This window comes from Micromonospora sp. CPCC 205561, from assembly GCF_036906775.1.
Lineage (GTDB): Bacteria > Actinomycetota > Actinomycetes > Mycobacteriales > Micromonosporaceae > Micromonospora.
This window is the reverse complement of record NZ_JBAKHV010000021.1, coordinates 1-20,635: the sequence shown is the minus strand read 5'-3', so window position 1 is coordinate 20,635 and position 20,635 is coordinate 1. Positions and strand designations below refer to the sequence as shown.

The following is a 20,635-nucleotide window of genomic DNA, read 5'->3' as shown; positions in this document are numbered from 1 at the left end:
GGCGACGACCTGGGGCGCGGCGCGCGTACCGTAGACGTCGTGCCTGATATTCCGTTCGGTTTCGCGCTCCCGGGTGGGCAACCACCAGACCCCAACGATCCCGCGCAGATGCAGCAGTTCATGTCGCAGTTGCAGCACCTGCTCTCCGCGTCGGGCAGCGGGCCGGTCAACTGGGACCTGGCCCGGCAGGTGGCCGCCAGTCAGCTCGCCGCCGCGGGCGATCCGGCGGTGTCGCCCTTCGAGCGAAACGCGGTGGAGGAGGCGTTGCGGCTCGCCGACCTGTGGCTGGAGCCGGCCTCCGCCCTGCCCTCGGGCATCCAGACCTCGGTGGCCTGGAACCGCAATGAGTGGATCTACAAGACCCTCGACGTGTGGCGCAAGCTCTGCGACCCGGTGGCCAGCCGGATGGTCGGCGCGATGGGCGACCTGGTGCCGCCGGAGGCGCGCGCCCAGCTCGGCCCGATGCAGTCGATGGTCGCCACCCTCGGCGGCGCGCTCTTCGGCGGCCAGCTCGGCCAGGCGCTCGGCTCGCTCGCCGCGGAGGTGCTCTCCGCCGGCGACATCGGGCTGCCGCTCGGCCCGGCCGGCACGGCCGCGCTGATCCCGGCCAACATCCGGGCGTACGGCGAGGGCCTGGAGCTGCCCGAGGACGAGGTACGCCTCTACGTGGCCCTGCGCGAGGCCGCCCACCAGCGGCTCTTCCAGCACGTGCCGTGGCTGCGCGGGCACGTGCTGAGCGCGGTGGAGATGTACGCCGCCGGCATCCGGGTCAACCGGGAGGCGATCGAGGAGGCGATGGGCCGGGTCGACCCGACCGACCCGGAGTCGATGCAGGCGATCGCCCTGGAGGGCATCTTCACGCCGGAGGACAGCCCGGCGCAGAAGGCGTCACTGGCCCGGCTGGAGACCGCCCTGGCCCTGGTCGAGGGCTGGGTGTGCCACGTGGTGGACAGCGCGGCGGGTGGCCGGCTGCCGAACGTGGTGAGCCTCGGCGAGGCGTTCCGCCGGCGCCGGGCGGCCGGCGGCCCGGCCGAACAGACCTTCGCGGCCCTGGTCGGCCTGGAGCTGCGTCCGCGCCGGCTGCGCGAGGCGGCGGCGCTCTGGGCGGCGCTGACCGAGCACCGGGGCATCGCCGGCCGGGACGCCCTGTGGGGCCACCCCGACCTGCTCCCCTCCGACGACGACTTCGCCGACCCGGTGGCCTTCGCGATGTCCGAGTTCGACCTCGGCGAGCTGGAGAACTTCGACTTCTCCGCGCCGGGCGGCCCGGAGGAGAAGGCCCCGGGCGAGCCGGAGCGGCGCGGCCCCGACGACGCCGGGGACGGCGACACCCGCCCCTGACCACCCGATCTCGACGCCGCCCGACCCACCCGGGTCGGGCGGCTCAGGGTCGACGCCCGAGCCCCTGCTCCGCGCCGGGGGCGTCCCGGGTACGCGGCTGGCCGCTCGGCCGACCCGGTTGAGCGGCACGGTCGGGGACCGGTGTCCCGGCAGGTGCCGGGCGAGCCCCGCCGGCGACCGGTCAGCGGGGCTGGGCGGTGCCCGAGAGCAGGGCCCGGGTGGTCTCCCAGCCCTCCACCGCGGGGTCGAGGAAGGCCAGGTCGCCCGGCCCCCGCAGGCGCCGCCAGGCCGGGGTGACCGCCAGGTCCCCGGGTCGGGGCGCGGCCGCGCGCACCGTCGCCGGCCGCGTGGTGTCCAGGTCAAGCACCGGCAACCAGGCCGGCACGGGCAGCCGTGTGGCCACGCCGAGCAGCCCGGGACCACCGCCCTCGACCGGGGCGACCGCCACCGGCCGGGTGGTCAGCGGACGCAGCAGCTTGCCGATCGTCAGGCCCGGCACGTCCGGCGCGTCGCCGGCGATCACGGCCGCCTGGTCGTAGCCGGCGTCGGTGAGGGCGGCGAAGACGGCGTTCGGGGTCGCCTCGGGCACCTCGTGCACGGGTGTGCCCGGCCACACCACCGCGTCGGCCAGCCGCCGGTCGGTCGGGGTGACGGCGACCGCCGTCTCCACCTCGTTGAGCGTGGCGAGCAGGTCGACCACGTCCTCGGCGAGCGCCGCCCGCCAGTCCGCCGGGTCGATGCCGGGCGGCGCCCAGGCCACCGGTCCGAGCAACGCCACCACCACACGTCGGGCCATCCCCCGACCCTAGCCCGGTCCCGCCCGCGGCACCGGCACGCGACGACGGCACCGGACCACGGCACCGGGGCGGAGTCCGGAGGAGGTCAGTCGGTCGGCGGGGTGCCGGAGGCCGCCGCCACGCCCTCCAGGTAGCCCCGCGCCCGCTCGCACCTCGGGTAGCGCGCCACGAGCGCCCAGAACCGGGCGTTGTGGCTGGGCACGATGAGGTGGGCCAGCTCGTGCAGCAGCACGTAGTCGATCACCCAGTCGGGCATGTCCTGGACGCGGTGCGAGAGGCGGATGGTGCCGTCGGCCGGGGTGCAGGACCCCCAGCGGCCGTTCTGGTTGGTGACCCAGCGGACGCTCGTCGGCGCGGCCTTCGTGCCGTACTCGGCGAGGTAGAGGCTGATCAGGCGGGTGGCCCGGGCGAGCAGCTCGGCGTCGGAGCGGGCCAGTCGCCCCTCCCGGGCGGCGAGCCGGGCGAGCATCCGGTCGACCCACTCGCTCTCCTCGGCCCGGGAGAACTGGTCGGGAATGAGGACGACGACCCGCTCACCGTCGCGGTACGCGGACACCGTGCGTCGCCGACGCTGGCTGCGTCGTACCTCGACGACCGGCTTCCGCGTCCCTGCCATCAGAGCGCCGCGCAGCCTCGGATTCCTGCCACGAGGGAAAGCTAATGGGTACTGACCAGGGGTCCGCAAGGGTCAACACCCCGACACACGCCCGGAAAATGGTGATTGGTCGCCAGGAGTCCCGAAAAAATTCTTGCCGGGCCGCGGCAATCCGTTGCCGTCACGCTCTGTGGCGACCGCCCGCGGCTGCGACCGCGGCACCGCCCACGTTAGGTGATCACTCCGGCGGGCGCAGCTCGGGGTGCCCCGCAGGGGGCATCTGACCGGGTTCGGCCGGCGTGTCCCCGCCAAACTGACTTATCAGACGTAATTCGCCATGCACACTCTCGACGTCGACTTGCTCACAGTGACGAAGCACAGCTGACATGGAACCGCCCAGACCTGGGTAGGGTCCGCGGACCAGCGGTCACGACGATGGCCGTGGGAGAGACACCCAGCGCCGGCGCCCGAGTGGCCCGCCGCCGGGAAACCCGCCGGGACGTATCGGCCGGCGGACGAGACGAGGAGGGCACCGTGGCCGACCAGGCCCAGACCTACAACGGTTACTGCGTCAAGTGCAAGGAGAAGCGGGACTTCGAGGGGCGCGTCGAGGTCTCGAAGACCGGGATGAACATGGCCAAGGGCAAGTGTCCGGTGTGCGGCACAACAGTGAACCGCATCCTGGGCAAGGCGAAGGTCTGACCCGTACGGATGCACCGGAGAGGGCGGCCGGCGGCCGCCCTCTCCGGCTCGACCGCACCTGATCGACCGGCCCAGGGCGGGCCGGCCGGCGGTGCACCCGCTGTCGGCTCGCCGACATGGTTACCAGCCGGTTGTGGATATCCCGGGAATTCCTGTGGACAGCCCTGGACAGACCACCGGACACCTGTGGACAACGATCGACCGTGAGCACGGACGCGGTCACCATTCGTGCCATGCGCCGTGCCACGCTTCCCCGGCCCACCCTGCTGCCGGGGCTCACCAGACTCTGGCGGGACCGCCACACCCTCCAGCTCGGCGTCGAGCCGGGCCAGGCCGTCCTGCTGGAGATCACCGATCCGCGGGCGGCGCGGCTGCTCGACCTGCTGGACGGCACCCGCAGCGAGCGGCTGGTCCTGGAGCACGCCGTCGCCGCCGAGGTGGCCCCCGACGAGGCCCGCGCCCTGCTCGACGCCCTGCGGGCCGCCGGCCTGGTCGTACCCGCGCACACCCTGCTGCCGAGAGACCTGGCCGGACCGCCCCGGGCCCGGCTCGCCGCCGAGGCCGGGGCTCTCGCCCTGGCCGCCGCCCGACTGCCCGACACGCCCGCCCGGGTGCTGCGCCGGCGGCTGGCCGCCCGGGTGGTGGTCACCGGCGCCGGCCCCCTGGGCGCGCCGGTCGCCCTCGCGCTGGCCCAGGCCGGCGTCGGGCACGTCCGCCCCGAGCTGGCCGGTCCGGTGCGCCCGGCGGACCTGGTCGGCACCGGCATCCCGGCCGCCGCGCTCGGCCGTCCGCTCGCCCCGGCGTTACGCGACGCCGTCGAGCGGGCCGCCCCCGGCACGGGCACCGGTCCCCTCCGGCGGGGCCGCGTCGACCTGGTCGTCCAGCTCGGTACGGACCGGCCGGCGGCCCTGCTCGCCGCCGGCCACGCCCAGCGACGCCAGCCGCACCTGCTGGTCGGGCTCCGAGGGGGCGTGCCCGTGGTCGGTCCGCTCGTCCGCCCGCCCGCCGGCCCCTGCCTCCACTGCCTCGACCTGCACCGGACCGATCGTGACCCGGACTGGCCGGCGCTCGCCGCCCAGCTCGCCACGAATCCCGGTGGACAATCGTGCGCCACTGCGACGCTCCTGGCCGCCGGGGCGTACGCGGCCGCGGAGGTGCTGACCCAGCTCGACGGGGGCACCCCGGAGACCCTGGGCTGCGCGGTGGAGATCACCGGCGCGGGCCGGTTCCGACGCCGGAGGTGGCCGCCGCACCCCTCCTGCGGATGCTCCCGTCGGCGCCGGTGACGCCCCCCCGAGGGCGGGTACGGGCACCCAGCCCGCCGGCAGAGCAGCCGCCGACCCCCGGAGTCGGTAACAATGGCCGGGTGACCGACATCCCGCGCCGGGCCGTGTCCCGGACCGCCAAGCTCGCCGCTCTGCCGCTCGGCTTCGCCGGTCGGACCGTCCTCGGCATGGGTAAGCGCGTCACCGGGCTCGCCTCCGACGTGATCTCGGCCGAGATCCAACAGCGCACCGCCGAACAGCTCTTCAGCGTGCTCGGGCAGCTCAAGGGCGGCGCGATGAAGTTCGGCCAGGCGCTGTCGGTCTTCGAGGCCGCCCTGCCCGAGGAGATCGCCGCCCCCTACCGGCAGGCCCTCACCAAGCTCCAGGAGGCGGCTCCGCCGCTGCCGGTGGCCAGCGTGCACAAGGTGCTCGCCGAGCAGCTCGGCCCGGAGTGGCGGGACCGGTTCGTCGAGTTCGACGACACCCCCGCCGCCGCGGCCAGCATCGGTCAGGTGCACCGGGCGGTGTGGCGGGAGCCCGGCTACAACCCGTCGGGCGCGCCGAACACCCGCGACGTCGCCGTCAAGATCCAGTACCCGGGCGCGGGCGAGGCCCTGCTGGCCGACCTCAAGCAGCTCTCCCGCCTGGGCGGGATGTTCCGGGCGATCCAGCCGGGGCTGGACGTCAAGCCGCTCCTGGCCGAGCTGCGGGAGCGGATCACCGAGGAGCTCGACTACGAGCTGGAGGCCGAGTCGCAGCGCGCCTTCGCCACCGCGTACGCCGACGACCCGGAGATCTACATCCCGGCGGTGGTCTCCGCGTCGCCCCGGGTCCTGGTCACCGAGTGGGTCGAGGGCACCCCGCTGGCGGACATCATCCGCGAGGGCACCGAGGAACAGCGCGACACGGCCGGCCGGCTGATGGCCGTCCTGCACCTCTCCGCGCCGCAGCGGGCCGGGCTGCTGCACGCCGACCCGCACCCGGGCAACTTCCGGCTGCTGCCGGACGGCCGGCTCGGGGTGATCGACTTCGGCGCGGTGGCCCGGATGCCGGAGGGCACGCCGGAGCCGATCGGTCGCATCGCCGCGCTCGCGCTGCGGGGCGACGCCGACGGGGTGGTGGCGGGTCTGCGGGCCGAGGGCTTCATCGGATCCACGGAGGAGATCGACGCCCGGGCGGTGCTCGAATTCCTGCGCCCCATGCTGGAGCCCATCGGCGCCGAGGAGTTCCGCTTCTCCCGGGCCTGGCTGCGCGCGGAGGCGACCCGGCTGGCCAGCCCGCGTTCGCCCGCGTACCAGTTGAGCCGGCAGCTCAACCTGCCGCCGTCGTACCTGCTCATCCACCGGGTGACGCTCGGGTCGATCGGCGTGCTCTGCCAGCTGGAGGCGAAGGCGCCCTACCGGGGCATCCTGGAGCGCTGGCTGCCCGGCTTCGCCCCGTCGGCCGAGCAGCCCTCGGCGGGCGGCTGAGCGACGGCGGCTGACGTCCGTTCCGGCGGCACGGGACGCGGCACGCGCGGAGGGGCGGTGGCCGGAATCGGCCACCGCCCCTCGGCATCGGTGTGGATCTAGAGAACGCCCAGGTCGCGCGCCGCTCGTGTACGGCTGTTCATGGCGACGGAACGGGCGGAACGGGTTGCCTCAGTGCTCGTGGTGGAAAGACCGGCCTGAGGCCGGCGCATTCGAGCCCGGGACAACGCTTCGTGAAGTAGTTGCATCTCGGCGACTCCGTTAAGAACGTTCAGCATGGTGGTCAGCTCTCTCGTCGCCGGTGTGGCACCGGCGTGGGTGGGACGGATCGGGTGCATGTCAGGCCGCCAGCCGGACCGCGGTGCGCGACTCGGACAGCCCGCTGGCCGCCAGTCGCGCCTCGGCCTCGACCCGGAGCGCCGCGTCGCGGGCGAGGTCCTCCTTACGCGGACGGCCACGGGGCCGCTTGCGCGGGACGACCGCGCCACGCTCGAAGATCTCGCCGCCCCAGACGCCCCAGGGCTCGGCCCGCTCCACCGCCCCGGCCAGGCACTCGACGCGCAGCGGGCAGTCCCCGCAGAGCGACTTGGCCAGCTCGAGCTCGGCGGGCGAGTCGGAGAACCACAGGTCGGGGTCGAACTTCCGGCAGGGCAGGTTCGCCTCCATCTCGACGCTCACGTCGAGTGGGGCCAACGCCAGACTCATCGCCCGGTCACCTCTCTCTCACTTCGATCTCGTGGATCGCATTTCCGACGTACCTGACGGGCAAAAAACTGAGGCCGCGGATCCCGGTAGCGGGTTCCGCGGCCTCGAGGTGAGCCGGTGGTCTGATGATCAGACCGGTCTACCTCGAGGTGGAACTCCGCGGGCGTCCATGTGGCGCTTGACAGCATCGACACCCTTGCCCGTGAAGCCACTGGTCCCCTGGATTCCGTTCGGCGCGGGGGCGAGGATCAGCTCGGCCTGAGTCTCGACCCGGTGCACCTGGGAAACCGACGGTCGCGCAGCGGCGAGGGCCACCCGGACAGCCGACAGCGAAGCGACGGCAGCGGGCAGCGCCGCCGGACGCTCGTAGATGTAGACGATCTCCATGGGGGCCACCTCCTCTGACGTTCACTCGTGCCGAAACGGTCTCTACCCCTCGTGAGCAGCCAGAATGGCGCCGCTCGCGAGGTGTGCCATGAGGCTATTCCTCGCCACGGGGCGAGGGCAAACGAATTTACGGCGAGATTTCGAAAGTTTTCTCAGGGCAGACGTCGTCGACCCCCGCGCCCGCCACCAGAGCCAGCACCGCCTCCCCGTAGAGGCCGAGCTTGCGGGGCCCGATGCCGGCGATCGCGATCAGCTCCTCCGTCCTACCGGGACGCCGCTCGGCGAGCGCGACGAGCGTGGCGTCGGTGAAGACCACATAGGCCGGTACCCGCTGCCCGGCGGCCACCCGCTGGCGCCACTCGCGCAGGCGTTCGTGCAGCTCCTCGTCGATGTCCGACGGGCAGGTCGGGCAGCGGCCGAGCTTGCGGTCCGGCCCGGCGAGCAGGGTGGCGCCGCAGATCCGGCAGGACACGATCTGGGTCCGGCGGCGCTCCGGGCGGCGCGCCGCCGGGCCCGCCCCGGCCCGCTCCGCTCCGCCGGAGCGGTCGAGCTGCGGCAGGAACCGGGAGGGCCGCCGGGCCCGCCCGCCCGGGGAACGGGCCGAGGCGTACGACAGCCAGAGCCACTGCCTGGCCCGGGTGATGCCGACGTAGAGCAGCCGGCGCTCCTCCTCGACCTGCTCGACGGTCTTGGCGTACGTGGTGGGCAGGGTGCCCTCGGAGAGGCCGACCAGGAAGACGGCGTCCCACTCCAGGCCCTTGGCGGAGTGCAGCGAGGCCAGCGTCACCCCGTCGACGGTCGGCACGTGCTGCGCGGCGGCCCGACGGGCCAGCTCGTCGTTGAAGTCGGCCAGGGTGACCGGGCGCTCGACCGAGGCGGCGGGCCCGATCGGCAGCACCTCCGGCGCGGCGGCGTACTCCTCGGCGAGCTGCACCAGGGCGGCGAGCGCCTCCCAGCGCTCGCGGGCGGCGCCGCCGGTCGGGGCGGCGTCGGGGGCCCAGCCGACCGCGCTGAGCGCCTCGACCACGGCGGTGGGCAGCGGGGTCTCCCCGGGGATCGACCGGGTGGCGGCCCGCAGGGCGACCATCGCCTGCCGGACCTCGGCGCGCTCGAAGAACCGCTCCGCCCCCTGCACCACGTACGGCACCCGCGCCTCGGTCAGCGCCTTCTCGTACGCCTCGGACTGCGCGTTGGTCCGGAACAGCACGGCGATCTCCCTCGCCGGCGTGCCGGCGTCGACCAGGGCGCGGCAGCGGGCGGCGACGGCGTTGGCCTCGGCCGGCTCGTCGGTGAAGATCCGCAGCTCGGGCTCCGGGCCGGGCGGGCGCTGGCCGACCAGCTCCAGGCGCAGCCGCGCCTCGGCGCCCCGCGCCTGCGAGATCACCGCGTTGGCCAGCCCGACGACCTGCGGGGTGGAACGGTAGTCGCGGACCAGCCGGACCACCGTCGCGCCCCGGTTCCGACGCGGGAAGTCGACCAGATAGGACGAGGTGGCCCCGGTGAACGAGTAGATCGTCTGGCTGGCGTCGCCGACCACGGTCAGGTCGTCCCGCCCGCCCAGCCACGCCTCGAGCAGGCGCTGCTGGAGCGGGTTGACGTCCTGGTACTCGTCGACCACGAAGTGCCGGTACTGGGCGCGGACCTGCTCGGCGACGTCGCGGTGCTCCTCGATGCCCCAGACCGCGGCGCGCAGCATGTCCTCGAAGTCGATCACACCGTTGGAGCGCTTGAGCCGCTCGTACGCCGCGAAGACCTCGGCGACCCGGGCCGGCTCGTGCGGGGTGTCCCGCATCGCCTTGGCCGCCGCGACGACGTACTCCCCCGGCTCCACCAGCGACGACTTGGCCCACTCGATCTCGCCGGCCAGGTCCCGGGCGGCCGCCCGGTCGGTACGCAGGCCGGCCTTGGCCGCGGCGAGCGTGACCAGGCGGACCTTGCTGTCCAGCAGCTCGGGCATGGCCCGCCCCTCCAGCAGGCGGGGCGCGAAGTAGCGCACCTGGCGCAGCGCCGCCGCGTGGAAGGTGCGCGCCTGCACGCCGCCCACGCCGAGCGCGGTGAGCCGGGCCCGCATCTCGGCGGCGGCGCGGGCGGTGAAGGTCACCGCGAGCACGTGCCGGGCGGAGATCTCCCCCGAGAGGGCCCGGTGGGCGATGCGGGAGGTGACCGCCCGGGTCTTGCCGGTGCCGGCGCCGGCCAGGATGCAGACCGGGCCGGCGGGGGCGGTCACCGCCGACCGCTGCTCCGGGTCGAGCCCCGCGAGCACGCGTTCGGATGCTGAGTGAACCGCCACAGCGAGGAATTGTCTCAGCTCCGCCGGACGTTGCAGCGATTAGCCTGGGCTTGATCGGCAAGCCGCCGCGCGGACCGTTGGAGGATCTCACCATGCTGACGATGTATTCCACCCCCTGGTGCGGCTACTGCCACCGGCTCAAGTCGCAGCTCGACCGGGAGGGCATCGGCTACGAGGTGGTCGACATCGAGCAGGACCCGAAGGCCGCGGAGTTCGTGATGCGCGTCAACGGCGGCAACCAGACCGTCCCGACGCTGCGCTTCGCCGACGGCAGCGCCCTGACCAACCCGTCGATCACCCAGGTCAAGCAGCACCTCGCCACGATCGACGCCTGACCGACCCAGCACCCGCCCGGGGGGCGGCGGCCGTCCGGGCCGCCGCCCCCGCGGCGTACCGCCCGGTGGCGCCGCCGGCCCTCCGCCCGGGCCGCCGGTGGCGACGGGACGAGCCTCAGCGCCCCGGGCCCGGGGGCGTCGTGCCGACCACCTCCGGGCCTGCGGGCACCACCCCGTCCACGGGCCGGCGGGGGACGGGGAGCCGGGCGGTCGGCGGCGGGCTGAGCGTGCGGCCGTGCCAGAGGAAGCCGCCGGCCAGCAGGGTGGCCAGCCCGATCAGGGCGAACAGCACCCGGTAGTCCAGCACCCCGACGAGCAGCGCCCCCGCGCCGATGGAGAGCGCCTGCGGGCCGCTGACCACGGCCTCCGAGGCCGCGGCGACCCGGCCGATCAGCCCCGAGGGGGTACGCCGCTGGATCAGCGTGTGCAGCCCGACCATGGTCAGCGGCAGCGACACGCCGGCCAGCAGCACCGCGAGGAAGCCGAGCCAGAGGTTCGGGTACACCAGCGCCAGCGAGGCCGGCCCGAAGAACGCCACGCCGGCGGCGAGCGTGCCCACCTCCCCCGCACGGCGCACAACGGCCGGGGAGAGCAGCCCGCCGACCAGCCCGCCGATGCCCTGCACGGTGACCAGCACACCGACGAACGCGGCGTCCCGGCGGAGCCCCTGGTCGACGTAGGCGAAGATCAACGATTCGCTGAAGCCCATCGCCAGCGAGCCCAGCCCGTAGCCGAGCAGCGCCCGGCGCAACGCCGGCTCCCCGGCCAGGTGCCGCAGCCCCGCGCCCACCTCGGCGGACCAGCGCAGCCCCCGACCGGCGGGCGGCGTCTCCGCCGTGCGCAGCGCGCCCACCACGACGGCCGCCGACACGAAGCCGAGCATTCCGATCACGGCCAGCGTCCAGCCGCCGACGGCCGCGTAGAGCCCCGCGCCGGCCAGCGGACCGATCAGCCGCAGGCCCTGGCGCACGGTCTGCAGCACGCCGTTCGCGTCGGCCAGCAGCTCGACCGGCACGAGCTGGCGGATCAGGCCGCTGAGCGCGGCGCTGAGCGTGATGTACGAGAGGCCGTACAGGGCCGCCACCGCGTAGATGATCCACACGTCGGCGCGGTCCCGCACCGTCAGCAGCGGGGTGAGCAGCGCGGCCGTCACCAGGTTGGCCGCCACGAAGAACGGGCGGCGGGGGTAGCGGTCGACGAACCACCCGACCAGCGGAGCCAGCGTCATCGGGGCGATGACCGCGAAGATGGTGGCGCCGGCCAGCCCGTCCGACCCGGTCAGGTCCTTCACCCAGATGGCGAGGGCCAGTAGCAGGATCGACTCGGCGGCCATGCTGGCGAGCAGGCCGCCGAAGAGCAGGCGGAAATCCGGGCGGCGCAGGACGGTGCGCATGGGGGTCCCTCCGGGCGGGGGTGGTGCGCGGCGTGGCGCGGTCGGGGTGGCGCGGACGGGTCCGACGGCGTCGTTGCGGGTGCCGTTCCCTTCCACGGTCTCTTTTCTGCGAGACACGCCCCCGCCGGGACCTCCGGCGAGGGTTGCGCCGTCCATACTGACCGTGGGGGGCGAATTCCATACAGTTACCGTCGCGTCCGCGGCGGCCCACGGGAAAGAGGACGTCGTGCCTCCTGCCTCACCCAGCCCGATCATGCGTCGCCGCAGGTTGGGTACGGTACTGCGCCGGCTGCGCGAGGCCGCCGGCCTCACCGGTGACCAGGTCATCGAGCGGATCGGCTGGGCCTCCGCGTCCAAGTTGTCCCGCCTGGAGAACGGCCGCAGCCGTCCGGATCCGGACGACGTCGGGGTCCTGCTGGATCTCTACGGTGCCGACGAGGCCCTGCGCGGGGAGCTGCTCGACATCACCCAGGCGGCCGGGGACATCCGCGGGTGGCTGCGCAACTATCCCGTGATGACCCAGCAGCAACGCGCCTTCGCCGAGCTGGAGGCGGGCTGCGTGGAGATCCGGGAGTACAACCCGGTCCTGGTGCCGGGCCTGCTCCAGACGCCCGGCTACGCGTCGGTGCGGATCGCCTCCGCGCGGCAGGTCGGCGAGGAGGCCGGCGACCCGGAGGCGGAGGAGGACGTCGACACCGAGGTGCGGGCCCGCGGCGCCCGGCAGGCGCTGCTGACGCGGGGGACCGACGCCCCCCGCTACACGGCGGTGCTGGAGGAGACGGCCCTCGGCGGCCGGGCCGGGCCGCCCGAGGTGCTGCGCGAGCAGCTCGTCCAGCTCTGCGAGCTGGCGATGCTGCCGAACGTCACCCTGCACGTGCTGCCCCGGGACACCCAGATCGGCACCTGGTACCTCCCGCCGACCGCCTTCTCGGTCTACCGGTTCGCGGATCCGCTCGATCCGGAGACGCTGGCCATCGAAGGGGGGTTCACCGACGTCATGTCGACCGAGGCAAACACCCTAAATCGCTATAAAGTGGTATTCGAGTGGCTGCGCGCGGCAGCGCTCTCCGAGTCGGACACCCATTCCTGGCTGATCGAGGCGACGGGACGGTTGCCCGGCACGGCAGCCGCGTCCACGGTGGCGTACGGGCCGGCAACGGCGCCGACCCAACGCCGCCGGCACTCCGGGCGTCTGACGGAACGGTGACCACGGGGGACCTGCCGTCGGGTCGCGCGGCGCCACTCGTTCCATCGGAGCGGTTCACCTCAGGAGTGACACGATGAACGAGATCCACGACACGTCGTCCGTATCCGCCCTGCTCGCCGGCGCCCCGTGGCGCAAGAGCACGCGCAGCCAGACCTCGAACTGCGTCGAGGTCGCGCCACTGAGGACCGGGCCGGCCGCGGTGGCCCTGCGGGACAGCAAGGACCAGGGCGGTCCGGTGCTGCTGTTCAACCGGGCGGGCTGGCTGGGCTTCATCGCCGGCGCGAAGAACGGACAGTTCGACCTCAACTGATCACACCGACCGTCACGGGGCCGCCGGCAGTCAGCCGGCGGCCCCGTCGCGTCCGCGCCCGGCACCCCCGCCGACCAGGCATCCACTGATCGGACGAGGCTGCGAACCGATCATCGCGTTTCACTTGCTGGGAAGGCCGCCGGGCGTAGCATGGCGACAGAGTGACGTGGAACTTCCACCCGTTCCCCACCGTCGCGGTTCATCCGGAGACCCACATGCGTTTCCTGATCGTTCGCACCGACATCCGCGCCGCCGCCGACGCGGACATCGCCGCCGCGTGGACGTGCGGCGGCCGCCTCCGCGACGAGACCACCGCGCCCGAGCCGCGCCGGCAGGTCGTGCACGCCGAGGAGCGCGACGCCGCGCTGCTGCTGGCCCGAGCCCTCGCCGCCGTCGGCGCCGTCCGCTCCGGGAGGCAACGGGTCAAGGTGCTTCCGCTCGACGGGCCCGGCCGCGGCCGACCGGCGCCCGACGACCGGGGCGGCTGACCCGACCGAGAGACGTCCGTCGTGGTCGGACCGGCTCCCCCGCCGTGTTCCTTGCCCAGCCGGCCACGGCGGCCCGTGTTCCCGGTCCGTGACCGTCGCGGCAACGACGGCCACGGACCGGGACCGCACGAGCACCGCGCGACCGCCGGGGACCGGACCCCGTCGCCGACGGGCTCAGCAGTGCCCGTCGAGCCACCGGTGGATCAGGAAGAGCGCGATGGACGACGGTGGCGGCAGCACCAGGCGGTCGCCGCCGGCGTCCACCGGCCGCCCCGCCAGCGCCGCGCCGATCTCCCGCCGGGAGAACCACCGGGCGTACGCGATCTCGGTCGGGTCCACGTGCACCGGGTGCTCCGGATCGGCGGTGGCCAGGAACCCGAGCATCAGCGAGCCCGGGAACGGCCAGGACTGACTGCCCGCGTACGCGATGTCGGCGACCGGGACGCCCACCTCCTCGCGGACCTCGCGCAGCACGGCGGCCTCGGCCGACTCCCCCGGCTCGACGTAGCCGGCGAGGCAGGAGAACCGCCGTTCGCCGGGGGTGCTCGGCCAGGTGGCGTTGTTGCCGAGCAGGCAGCGCCCGTCCGGGCCCGGCACGCCGTCGTGCACGAGCACGATCATCGCCGGGTCGGTTCGCGGCCAGATCCGCTCCCCGCCCGCGTCGACCCGGGACCAGCCGCCCTCGTCCACCTCGGTCGGCTGCCCGGTCGCCGACGAGTAGCCGTGCCGCAGGTGCCAGTTGGTCAGCGCCAGCGCGGTCGTGAACAACCCGGCGTCCCGGTCGCCGAGCAGGTGGCCGACCTCGCGCAGGTGCGCCGCGCGGGCCCCGGGCACCGCCGGCAGCGGGGCGTCCGCGGCGAAGACGGGCACCCCGTCCGGCTCGACGCCCAGGAACATCGGGGCCACCGGCTGCGGCAGCGCGGCCGGGTCGACCAGCACCAGCGTGGGCGGCGACGTGTCGGTCCGCACCAGCGCCCGGCCGCCCTGGGCGGAGTCCAGCACCAGCACCCGGGCCCGGCTCCACGCCTGTGCCAGCCACTCGGGGTCGGTACGCCGGTGCGCCGCCCGGTCCAGCGTGGAGCGGGCCAGCGGTGGCGCGGCCTCCCCGCTCACGGCCGGGCCGGCTCGGTGACGACCGGGGCCAGCGTCGAGAGCTGCGGCCCGATCCGCTCCGCGTCGCCCAGCACCACGACGGCCGCCCGGGCCGGCGCGAGGTAGCGGGCCGCCGCCTCGGCCACGTCGGTCACGCTCGCCTTCGCCAGCCGGGCGGCGTGCTCCGCGAGGAACTCCAGGCGCAGCCCGTTGCCGGCGTACGCGCTGGTCAGCGACGCGAGCCCGGCCTGGGTGGACATGCCGAGCTGGAGGGTGCCGAGGGCGTACTGGCGGGCCTGCTCCAGCTCGTCCTCCCCCGGCGGGAGGGAGGCCAGCCGGCCGAGCTCGTACGTCGTCTCCAGCAGCGCCGGCCCGGTGACCTCGGTGGCCACCTCGGCGGCGGCGACCAGCACCGACCCGGCCACGGAGTGCTCGACGAGCGAGTGCGGCCCGTACGTGTAGCCCTTGTCCTCGCGGATGTTCTCCACCCAGCGGGAGGAGAAGTAGCCGCCGAAGAGCAGGTTCGCCAGTTGCAGCGCGGCGTGGTCGGGATGGGTGCGCGGCACCGCCGGCAGCGCGATCCGCAGCGACGACTGCACCGATCCCGGCCGGTCGACCAGCAGCAGCGGGCCGGGCTCCAGCGGCGGGGCGGGCGGCAGGTCAGCGGTGTGCCCGGCGCCGTTCCACCCCGACAGGGCCTTCTCGGCGGCGTCCAGCGCCCGCTCGGGCTGCACGTCGCCGACCAGCACCAGCACCGCGTCGGCGGGGTGCACCCGCTTGGCGTGCAGCGTACGCAGCACGGCCGGCCGGACCGCGCGGACCGCCTCCGGCTCGGGGGTCTGCACCGCGTACGGGTGGTCGCCGTAGACCCGCCGGAGCAGGGCGGTGCGGGCCAGGTGCGCCGGCTGGCTGCGCGCGACGTGGATCCGGTCGACCAGCCGGTCCCGCTCCGTGGCCACGTCCTCAGCCGGGTAGGCGGCGCCGGTCAGCACCTCGGCGAGGAGCTCCAGCATCCGGTCCAGCCCGGTGACCAGACCCGCGCCGGAGAGCATCAGCCGGTCCGGGTCGATGCCGGCGGAGAGCCCACCGCCGACCTTCTGCAGCTCGGCCGCGATCTGCACGCTGGACATCGTCGCCGTGCCCGAGAGCAGGGTCTGCGCGAGCATCGCGCCCCGGGCGAGGTGTGCGCGGCCGAACGGCATCCACAGCCGCAGCTCCACCAGCGGGACCGCCGGGCGGCGTACGGCGATCACGGTCAGCCCGTTGCCGAGCGTGCGCTCGGCCTGCTTCGGCAGCTTCAGCCTGCGGTTCGGGCCGAGCGGTGGCAGCGCCCGGGGGGCGCTCTGCGGGGTTGCCGTCACTGGTCGTCCTCCGATCGCGGCTGCGGGGCTCGCGGCCCCGGCCCACTCCTCACGCTCAACGGGCCCCTCCCGCGATGACCTCGACGGACGCGCGGCGCTCGGGCCGCAGGGTGGCGGCGGCGGCGCGGACCTGCTCCTCGGTGACCTCGCCGACGAGCCGGGGCAGGTCGTTGAGCAGCCCCGGCTCGCCGCGCTGCTGCTCCAGCACGGCCATCTGCAACGCCCGGCCGAGCACCGCGTCCGTGTCGCGCAGCAGGTGGGTCGCCATCCGGGCCTGGGTGCGGGCCAACTCCCCCTCGGCCAGGCCGTCGCCGGCCAGCCGGTCCAACTCCTCGTCGACGGTGCGCAGCACCTTCTCCACGTCGCCGCCCGGAGGCAGGTGCGCCTGGAGCAGCAGCGCCGTCGGGTCCCGCACGTCGAAGGGGTCGCCCATGAAGCCGACGTAGCCGCCGAGGCTGGTCACCGCCCGGTCCCGCTGGACCAGCCGCTCGACCAGCCGGGAGGCGTCACCGTCGGTGAGCACCTCGGCCAGCACGACGTACGGCAGGTAGCCGGCGAAGTCGGTGATCGGGTCGGGCACCCGCCAGGCCCCGGCCACCGCGGGCAGCGGGGCCAGCTTGTCCGTGTACGAGGTGCGCCGCTCCTCGGTGAGGTCGGGCTCGGTGAAGTCGGGCCGCTTCGGCGCGGGCCGGGCCGGCACGTCGCCGAAGTGCCGCTCGATCAGCGTGGTCGCCTCGGCGACGTCGATGTCGCCGCTGACCGCCAGCACCGCGTTGCCGCTGGCGTAGTAGCGGCGGAAGAAGTCGGCGGCGTCCGCGACGGTGGCCGACTCCAGGTCCACGAAGGAGCCGTAGCCGTCGTGCGCGTTCGGGAAGGTGTCGAACATCACCGGGGGCAGGGTCAGCCAGGGGAAGCCGCCGTACGGGCGGTTGAGCACGTTGACCCGGATCTCCTCCTTGACCACGTCGACCTGGTTGCGCAGGTTCTCCTCGGTCAACCGGGGGCCGCGCATCCGGTCGGCCTCCAGGAAGAGCGCCCGCTCCAGGGCGTTGCTCGGCAACGTCTCGTAGTAGTCGGTGTAGTCCAGGTGGGTGGAGCCGTTGAAGGTGCCGCCCGCCCCCTGCACGTGCCGGAAGTGGGCCAGCTTCTCCAGGTTCTCCGAGCCCTGGAACATCAGGTGCTCGAAGAGGTGGGCGAAGCCCGTACGCCCCTCGGGCTCCGAGCGGATCCCGACGTCGTAGACGACCGCCACCCCGATCACCGGGGCGCTGCGGTCGGGGGTCAGGACCACCCGCAGGCCGTTGTCGAGGGTGAACCGCTCGACCGGGTACTTCGTCGCTGGAATTCTCGATCTCCGCGCCGCCACGCGTCGACCCTAGCGCGTCGGCACCCCCCTCACCGGCGTCCTTCCCCCAGCCGTCCCACCGCGCGGGCCGGGCGGTCGGCGCGGCGCCTCCGCAGGCTGCGGGCGGGGCGCCGAACACTCGCCGCAAGACCCACTCAGCCAGTAGGAATGGCCGCCTTTCCGGGACGGAGATCCCGGAATGTGGTCGACCCTTGACGCCAGTCCAGCGCCTGCCCCACTCTTCCTACCAACTAAGTAGGAATACTGCGGATTGGATGGACGATGAGGCGGCTTCCCCTGCGTCGGTTGGTCTCCCTGGCCACCCTCGCCGTCGTCGGCGCGGCGACCCTGGGCGGCGCCGGCGCCTGCGGCGACGACAGCGAGGGCGCGGGCGGCGGCTCCGGCCCGACGACCCTGCGGCTCGGCTACTTCCCCAACATCACCCACGCCCCGGCGGTGGTCGGCGTGGAGAAGGGCATCTTCGCCGAGAAGCTCGGCACCGACGTCAGGCTGGAGACGAAGACCTTCAACGCCGGCCCCGCGGCGATCGAGGCGATCTTCTCCGGCGCGCTCGACGCCACGTACATCGGCCCGAACCCGACCGTGAACGCCTTCTCGAAGTCCAAGGGCGAGGCGGTCCGGGTCATCTCCGGCGCGGCCTCCGGCGGCGTCGCGCTCGTGGTCAGGCCCGGCATCACCACTGTGGAGCAGCTGCGGGGCAAGAAGATCGCCACCCCGCAGCTGGGCAACACCCAGGACGTGGCCATCCGCTACTGGCTGAAGGAGAAGGGCCTGCGGACCACGAAGGAGGGCGGTGGCGACGTCAAGATCATCCCGCAGGAGAACGCCCAGACGGTGGAGACCTTCAACAGCGGGGCCGTCGACGGTGCCTGGGTGCCCGAGCCGTTCGTGTCCCGCCTGGTCAACGCCGGGGGCAAGGTGCTCGTCGACGAGCGCGACCTCTGGCCGGACCGGAAGTTCGTGATCACCAACCTGATCGTCAGCACCCGGTTCCTCAAGGCCCACCCGGAGGTGGTGAAGAAGCTGGTCGAGGGCCAGGTGGCGGCGAACGAGTTCGTCAACGGCAAGCCCGACGAGGCCCAGCAGGCCATCTCCGACCACATCGGCAAGATCAGTGGCAAGCCGCTCGACCTGAAGCTCATCAAGCAGGCCTGGCCGACGCTGGAGTTCACCAACGACCCGATCGCCTCGTCGCTGGAGACCGGGCTCGACCACGCCGTCGCGGTCGAGCTGACCCAGCCCGTCAGCCTCGACGGACTCTACGACCTGACGCACCTCAACGAGGTGCTCAAGGCCCGGGGCGGGACCGAGGTCGCCCAGCCATGACGGCGACCACGACGACACCCCGCAGCGCGACCGGCTCGGTCGCGCTGCACGGCGTCACCAAGGTGTACGGGCGCGGGGCGAACGCCGTCCTCGCCCTGGACGGGGTCTCCCTCGACGTCGCGCCGGGCGAGTTCGTCTGCCTGGTCGGCGCCTCCGGCTGTGGCAAGAGCACGCTGCTCAACCTCGTCGCCGGCCTCGACCGGCCCAGCGGCGGGCGGATCGAGCTCGGCGAGGGCGCCGAACCGGGGCTGATGTTCCAGGAGCCCGCCCTCTTTCCCTGGCTGACCGTCGAGGGCAACGTCGAGGTGCCGCTGAAGCTGCGCGGGCTGCCCCGGGGAGCGCGCCGCGACCGGGTCGCCGAACTGCTGGGCACCGTGCACCTGGCCGACTTCGGCCGCAAGCGCCCGCACGAGCTCTCCGGCGGCATGCGGCAGCGGGTGGCGCTGGCCCGCACCCTCGCCCTCGACACGCCGGTGCTGCTGATGGACGAGCCGTTCGGCGCGCTGGACGCGATGACCCGCGACATCCTGCACGACGAGCTGGAGCGGATCTGGACGGAACGGCGGCTCACCGTGCTCTTCGTGACGCACAACGTCCGCGAGGCGGCCCGGCTCGCCGACCGGATCATCCTGCTCTCCAGCCGGCCCGGCCGGATCATCTGGTCCACCCCGGTCGACGTGCCCCGACCGCGTCGCATCGACTCCCCCGAGGTCGCCGCGATCGCCTCCGAGGTCACCGACCGCCTGCGCGAGGAGGTGGGCCGCCATGGCCGGTGACACCCTCACCACGGTGCCGCGTACGGACGCGGAGATCTCCGGGCTGGACGCCCTGGAGCTGGCCGACCGGGGGGAGAGCCGGTCCCGGGCCAGCCGGTTCTGGGCGGCGACCTGGCCGAAGCTGGCCGCCCTCACCATCGCCGTCGGCGCCTGGCAGGTCGTGGTCTGGACCGGCTGGAAGCCCGAGTACTCGTTGCCCGGCCCGGTGGCCGTGGGGCAGGAGCTGATCCGGCAGGTCAGCGGCGTACAGCTCTGGGACGGCCTGGCCACCACCCTGCGCCGGGCCGCCCTCGGCTACCTCTTCTCGGTCGCCGTCGGCCTGCTGCTCGGCCTCGCGGTGGCCCGGTCGCGGATCCTGCGGGCCGCCATCGGCTCGATGATCACCGCGTTGCAGACCATGCCGTCGATCGCCTGGTTCCCGCTGGCGATCCTGCTGTTCGAGCTGAGCGAGAAGGCGATCTTCTTCGTGGTGGTGCTCGGCGCCGCGCCGTCCATCGCCAACGGCGTGATCGCCGGGGTGGACTACGTGCCCCCGCTGCTGCTGCGCGCCGGCCGCAACCTCGGCGCCCGGGGCCTGAACCTCTACCGCTACGTCATCGCCCCCGCCGCGCTGCCGGCCATCGTGGCCGGCCTCAAGCAGGGCTGGGCGTTCTCCTGGCGCAGCCTGATGGCCGGCGAACTGATCGTCGTCGGCATCTCGCAGACCTCGCTGGGCGCGCAACTGACCTACTCCCGGGAGCTCTCGGACTCGCCCTGGCTGATCTCCACCATGATCGTGATCCTGGTGCTGGGCCTGGTGGTAGACGCCGCGTTCGGCGCGGCGGACAAGGCGATCCGGCGCCGCTGGGGCGTCCTGGACCAGTCGGGGCAGTGAGATGTACGTCTCCGCGCGTAGTGACTACGCGCTCCGGGCCATGCTCGCCGTCGCCGCGGAGGATCCGCTCGGCGGCGGCGCGCCGGTCAAGGCCGGCGCCCTTGCCGGCAGCCAGGACATCCCGCTGAGCTTCCTCCAGGGCATCCTCGTCGACCTGCGCCGGGCCGGCCTGCTGGTGAGCCACCGCGGCACCGAGGGCGGGTACGCCCTGGCCCGGCCCGCGGTGGAGATCAGCGTCGGCGACGTGCTCCGCGCGGTCGGCGGGTCCCTGGCGACCGTCCGCGGGCTGCCGGCGGAGCGTGCCGGTTACGAGGGGGTGGCGACCGGCCTGCGCGACGTCTGGCTGGCCGTGCACGGGGCGATCTCGCTGGTGGTCGACCGGACCACCCTCGCCGACCTGCTCGGAGCGGGACGGCGCCCGACCGCCGCCGGCTGAGCGCCACCGGCGGCGGACATGTTCGGCCCGGGCGCGACCGCGGGGCCCGCGGGCCCCGCCCGCGCGGTGGGCACGCCCACCGGTCAGGGCCCGCGCGGCCCGGCCGCCGCGGCGGGTGGG

General features: G+C 74.1%; 21 protein-coding genes. 12 read left to right on the top strand and 9 right to left on the bottom strand.

The features are described from left to right. Positions 1–39: 39 nt before the first annotated feature. Positions 40–1,341, top strand: coding sequence for a zinc-dependent metalloprotease (locus tag V6V16_RS13555; RefSeq protein WP_334562366.1), 1,302 nt, complete (start codon positions 40–42; stop codon positions 1,339–1,341). A 181-nt stretch (positions 1,342–1,522) separates the two neighbouring features. On the opposite strand, the gene V6V16_RS13550 is transcribed toward V6V16_RS13555, so the two are convergent. Together V6V16_RS13550 and V6V16_RS13545 are read right to left on the bottom strand one after the other, a co-directional pair. After that, on the bottom strand, positions 1,523–2,137 hold the full coding sequence (locus tag V6V16_RS13550; RefSeq protein WP_334562365.1) for a hypothetical protein: 615 nt from the start codon (positions 2,135–2,137) through the stop codon (positions 1,523–1,525). Positions 2,138–2,223: 86 nt separating this feature from the next. Further along, complete coding sequence (locus V6V16_RS13545; protein ID WP_334562364.1) at positions 2,224–2,754, bottom strand: M48 metallopeptidase family protein; 531 nt, start codon at positions 2,752–2,754, stop codon at positions 2,224–2,226. A 513-nt stretch (positions 2,755–3,267) separates the two neighbouring features. Here V6V16_RS13545 and V6V16_RS13540 point away from each other — a divergent pair. The 3 genes from V6V16_RS13540 to V6V16_RS13530 all read left to right on the top strand — a co-directional run bounded on the left by V6V16_RS13540 (position 3,268) and on the right by V6V16_RS13530 (position 6,169). Continuing rightward, the gene (locus V6V16_RS13540) at positions 3,268–3,435 is read left to right on the top strand and encodes a DUF5679 domain-containing protein (protein ID WP_012014940.1); all 168 of its coding nucleotides are present in this window, start codon (positions 3,268–3,270) and stop codon (positions 3,433–3,435) included. 233 nt (positions 3,436–3,668) lie between these two features. After that, positions 3,669–4,721, top strand: a complete 1,053-nt coding sequence (locus V6V16_RS13535) for a TOMM precursor leader peptide-binding protein (protein WP_334562363.1) — start codon at positions 3,669–3,671, stop codon at positions 4,719–4,721. An 80-nt stretch (positions 4,722–4,801) separates the two neighbouring features. Beyond that, positions 4,802–6,169 (top strand): ABC1 kinase family protein, encoded by a 1,368-nt coding sequence (locus tag V6V16_RS13530; protein WP_334562362.1) that lies wholly within the window; start codon positions 4,802–4,804, stop codon positions 6,167–6,169. A 339-nt stretch (positions 6,170–6,508) separates the two neighbouring features. Here the strand turns inward: V6V16_RS13530 and V6V16_RS13525 are convergent, their stop codons facing one another. From V6V16_RS13525 to V6V16_RS13515, 3 genes are all read right to left on the bottom strand, one after another. Continuing rightward, a complete protein-coding gene (locus V6V16_RS13525; RefSeq protein ID WP_334562361.1) occupies positions 6,509–6,874 on the bottom strand; it encodes a WhiB family transcriptional regulator in 366 nt (121 codons plus the stop codon). Positions 6,875–7,003: 129 nt separating this feature from the next. Next, positions 7,004–7,261, bottom strand: coding sequence for a hypothetical protein (locus V6V16_RS13520; protein ID WP_334562360.1), 258 nt, complete (start codon positions 7,259–7,261; stop codon positions 7,004–7,006). Positions 7,262–7,388: 127 nt separating this feature from the next. Continuing rightward, positions 7,389–9,551 carry an ATP-dependent DNA helicase UvrD2 gene (locus V6V16_RS13515; protein ID WP_334562359.1) on the bottom strand — a complete coding sequence of 721 codons (2,163 nt, stop codon included), beginning with the start codon at positions 9,549–9,551 and terminating at the stop codon, positions 7,389–7,391. 92 nt (positions 9,552–9,643) lie between these two features. Here V6V16_RS13515 and V6V16_RS13510 point away from each other — a divergent pair, with 92 nt between their 5' ends. After that, complete coding sequence (locus V6V16_RS13510; protein WP_334562358.1) at positions 9,644–9,886, top strand: mycoredoxin; 243 nt, start codon at positions 9,644–9,646, stop codon at positions 9,884–9,886. A 115-nt stretch (positions 9,887–10,001) separates the two neighbouring features. Here the strand turns inward: V6V16_RS13510 and V6V16_RS13505 are convergent, their stop codons facing one another. Next, entirely contained in the window at positions 10,002–11,279 is a 1,278-nt protein-coding gene (locus V6V16_RS13505) for an MFS transporter (protein WP_334562357.1), read from the bottom strand. Positions 11,280–11,505: 226 nt separating this feature from the next. Here V6V16_RS13505 and V6V16_RS13500 point away from each other — a divergent pair, with 226 nt between their 5' ends. The 3 genes from V6V16_RS13500 (at position 11,506) to V6V16_RS13490 (ending at position 13,284) form a co-directional block, all read left to right on the top strand. Beyond that, positions 11,506–12,486 (top strand): helix-turn-helix domain-containing protein, encoded by a 981-nt coding sequence (locus V6V16_RS13500; protein WP_334562356.1) that lies wholly within the window; start codon positions 11,506–11,508, stop codon positions 12,484–12,486. Positions 12,487–12,559: 73 nt separating this feature from the next. Further along, positions 12,560–12,796, top strand: a complete 237-nt coding sequence (locus V6V16_RS13495) for a DUF397 domain-containing protein (protein ID WP_334562355.1) — start codon at positions 12,560–12,562, stop codon at positions 12,794–12,796. Positions 12,797–13,011: 215 nt separating this feature from the next. Beyond that, the gene (locus V6V16_RS13490; protein WP_334562423.1) at positions 13,012–13,284 is read left to right on the top strand and encodes a hypothetical protein; all 273 of its coding nucleotides are present in this window, start codon (positions 13,012–13,014) and stop codon (positions 13,282–13,284) included. A gap of 174 nt (positions 13,285–13,458) precedes the next feature. Here the strand turns inward: V6V16_RS13490 and nudC are convergent, their stop codons facing one another. The 3 genes from nudC to V6V16_RS13475 are packed head-to-tail and all read right to left on the bottom strand — an operon-like array spanning position 13,459 to position 17,103. Beyond that, positions 13,459–14,397, bottom strand: a complete 939-nt coding sequence (nudC, locus tag V6V16_RS13485; protein WP_334562354.1) for an NAD(+) diphosphatase — start codon at positions 14,395–14,397, stop codon at positions 13,459–13,461. After that, positions 14,394–15,737, bottom strand: a complete 1,344-nt coding sequence (locus V6V16_RS13480) for a M16 family metallopeptidase (protein ID WP_334562353.1) — start codon at positions 15,735–15,737, stop codon at positions 14,394–14,396. Before V6V16_RS13480 ends, nudC begins: the two co-directional genes overlap by 4 nt. Before the next feature lie 55 nt (positions 15,738–15,792). After that, positions 15,793–17,103, bottom strand: coding sequence for a M16 family metallopeptidase (locus V6V16_RS13475; RefSeq protein WP_334562352.1), 1,311 nt, complete (start codon positions 17,101–17,103; stop codon positions 15,793–15,795). 261 nt (positions 17,104–17,364) lie between these two features. On the opposite strand from V6V16_RS13475, the gene V6V16_RS13470 reads away from it, so the two are divergent. The 4 genes from V6V16_RS13470 to V6V16_RS13455 are packed head-to-tail and all read left to right on the top strand — an operon-like array spanning position 17,365 to position 20,515. Next, complete coding sequence (locus tag V6V16_RS13470; RefSeq protein ID WP_334562351.1) at positions 17,365–18,429, top strand: ABC transporter substrate-binding protein; 1,065 nt, start codon at positions 17,365–17,367, stop codon at positions 18,427–18,429. Further along, positions 18,426–19,205: an ABC transporter ATP-binding protein gene (locus tag V6V16_RS13465; RefSeq protein WP_334562350.1), complete on the top strand. Its 780-nt coding sequence runs from the start codon at positions 18,426–18,428 to the stop codon at positions 19,203–19,205. The genes V6V16_RS13470 and V6V16_RS13465 overlap by 4 nt, the downstream gene beginning before the upstream one ends. Next, the gene (locus V6V16_RS13460; protein ID WP_334562349.1) at positions 19,195–20,079 is read left to right on the top strand and encodes an ABC transporter permease; all 885 of its coding nucleotides are present in this window, start codon (positions 19,195–19,197) and stop codon (positions 20,077–20,079) included. The genes V6V16_RS13465 and V6V16_RS13460 overlap by 11 nt, the downstream gene beginning before the upstream one ends. A gap of 1 nt (position 20,080) precedes the next feature. Further along, positions 20,081–20,515, top strand: a complete 435-nt coding sequence (locus V6V16_RS13455; RefSeq protein ID WP_334562348.1) for an RrF2 family transcriptional regulator — start codon at positions 20,081–20,083, stop codon at positions 20,513–20,515. Positions 20,516–20,635 lie beyond the last annotated feature (120 nt).

Bases quoted from the DNA above. Each gene is read 5' to 3' on its own strand.
- V6V16_RS13520 (WP_334562360.1), bottom strand. From the start codon at position 7,261: ATGGAGATCGTCTACATCTACGAGCGTCCGGCGGCGCTGCCCGCTGCC.
- V6V16_RS13490 (WP_334562423.1), top strand. From the start codon at position 13,012: ATGCGTTTCCTGATCGTTCGCACCGACATCCGCGCCGCCGCCGACGCG.
- V6V16_RS13460 (WP_334562349.1), top strand. From the start codon at position 19,195: ATGGCCGGTGACACCCTCACCACGGTGCCGCGTACGGACGCGGAGATC.
- V6V16_RS13455 (WP_334562348.1), top strand. From the start codon at position 20,081: ATGTACGTCTCCGCGCGTAGTGACTACGCGCTCCGGGCCATGCTCGCC.
- V6V16_RS13535 (WP_334562363.1), top strand. From the start codon at position 3,669: ATGCGCCGTGCCACGCTTCCCCGGCCCACCCTGCTGCCGGGGCTCACC.
- V6V16_RS13545 (WP_334562364.1), bottom strand. From the start codon at position 2,754: ATGGCAGGGACGCGGAAGCCGGTCGTCGAGGTACGACGCAGCCAGCGT.
- V6V16_RS13550 (WP_334562365.1), bottom strand. From the start codon at position 2,137: ATGGCCCGACGTGTGGTGGTGGCGTTGCTCGGACCGGTGGCCTGGGCG.
- V6V16_RS13470 (WP_334562351.1), top strand. From the start codon at position 17,365: ATGAGGCGGCTTCCCCTGCGTCGGTTGGTCTCCCTGGCCACCCTCGCC.
- V6V16_RS13510 (WP_334562358.1), top strand. From the start codon at position 9,644: ATGCTGACGATGTATTCCACCCCCTGGTGCGGCTACTGCCACCGGCTC.
- V6V16_RS13495 (WP_334562355.1), top strand. From the start codon at position 12,560: ATGAACGAGATCCACGACACGTCGTCCGTATCCGCCCTGCTCGCCGGC.
- V6V16_RS13525 (WP_334562361.1), bottom strand. From the start codon at position 6,874: ATGAGTCTGGCGTTGGCCCCACTCGACGTGAGCGTCGAGATGGAGGCG.
- V6V16_RS13505 (WP_334562357.1), bottom strand. From the start codon at position 11,279: ATGCGCACCGTCCTGCGCCGCCCGGATTTCCGCCTGCTCTTCGGCGGC.
- V6V16_RS13465 (WP_334562350.1), top strand. From the start codon at position 18,426: ATGACGGCGACCACGACGACACCCCGCAGCGCGACCGGCTCGGTCGCG.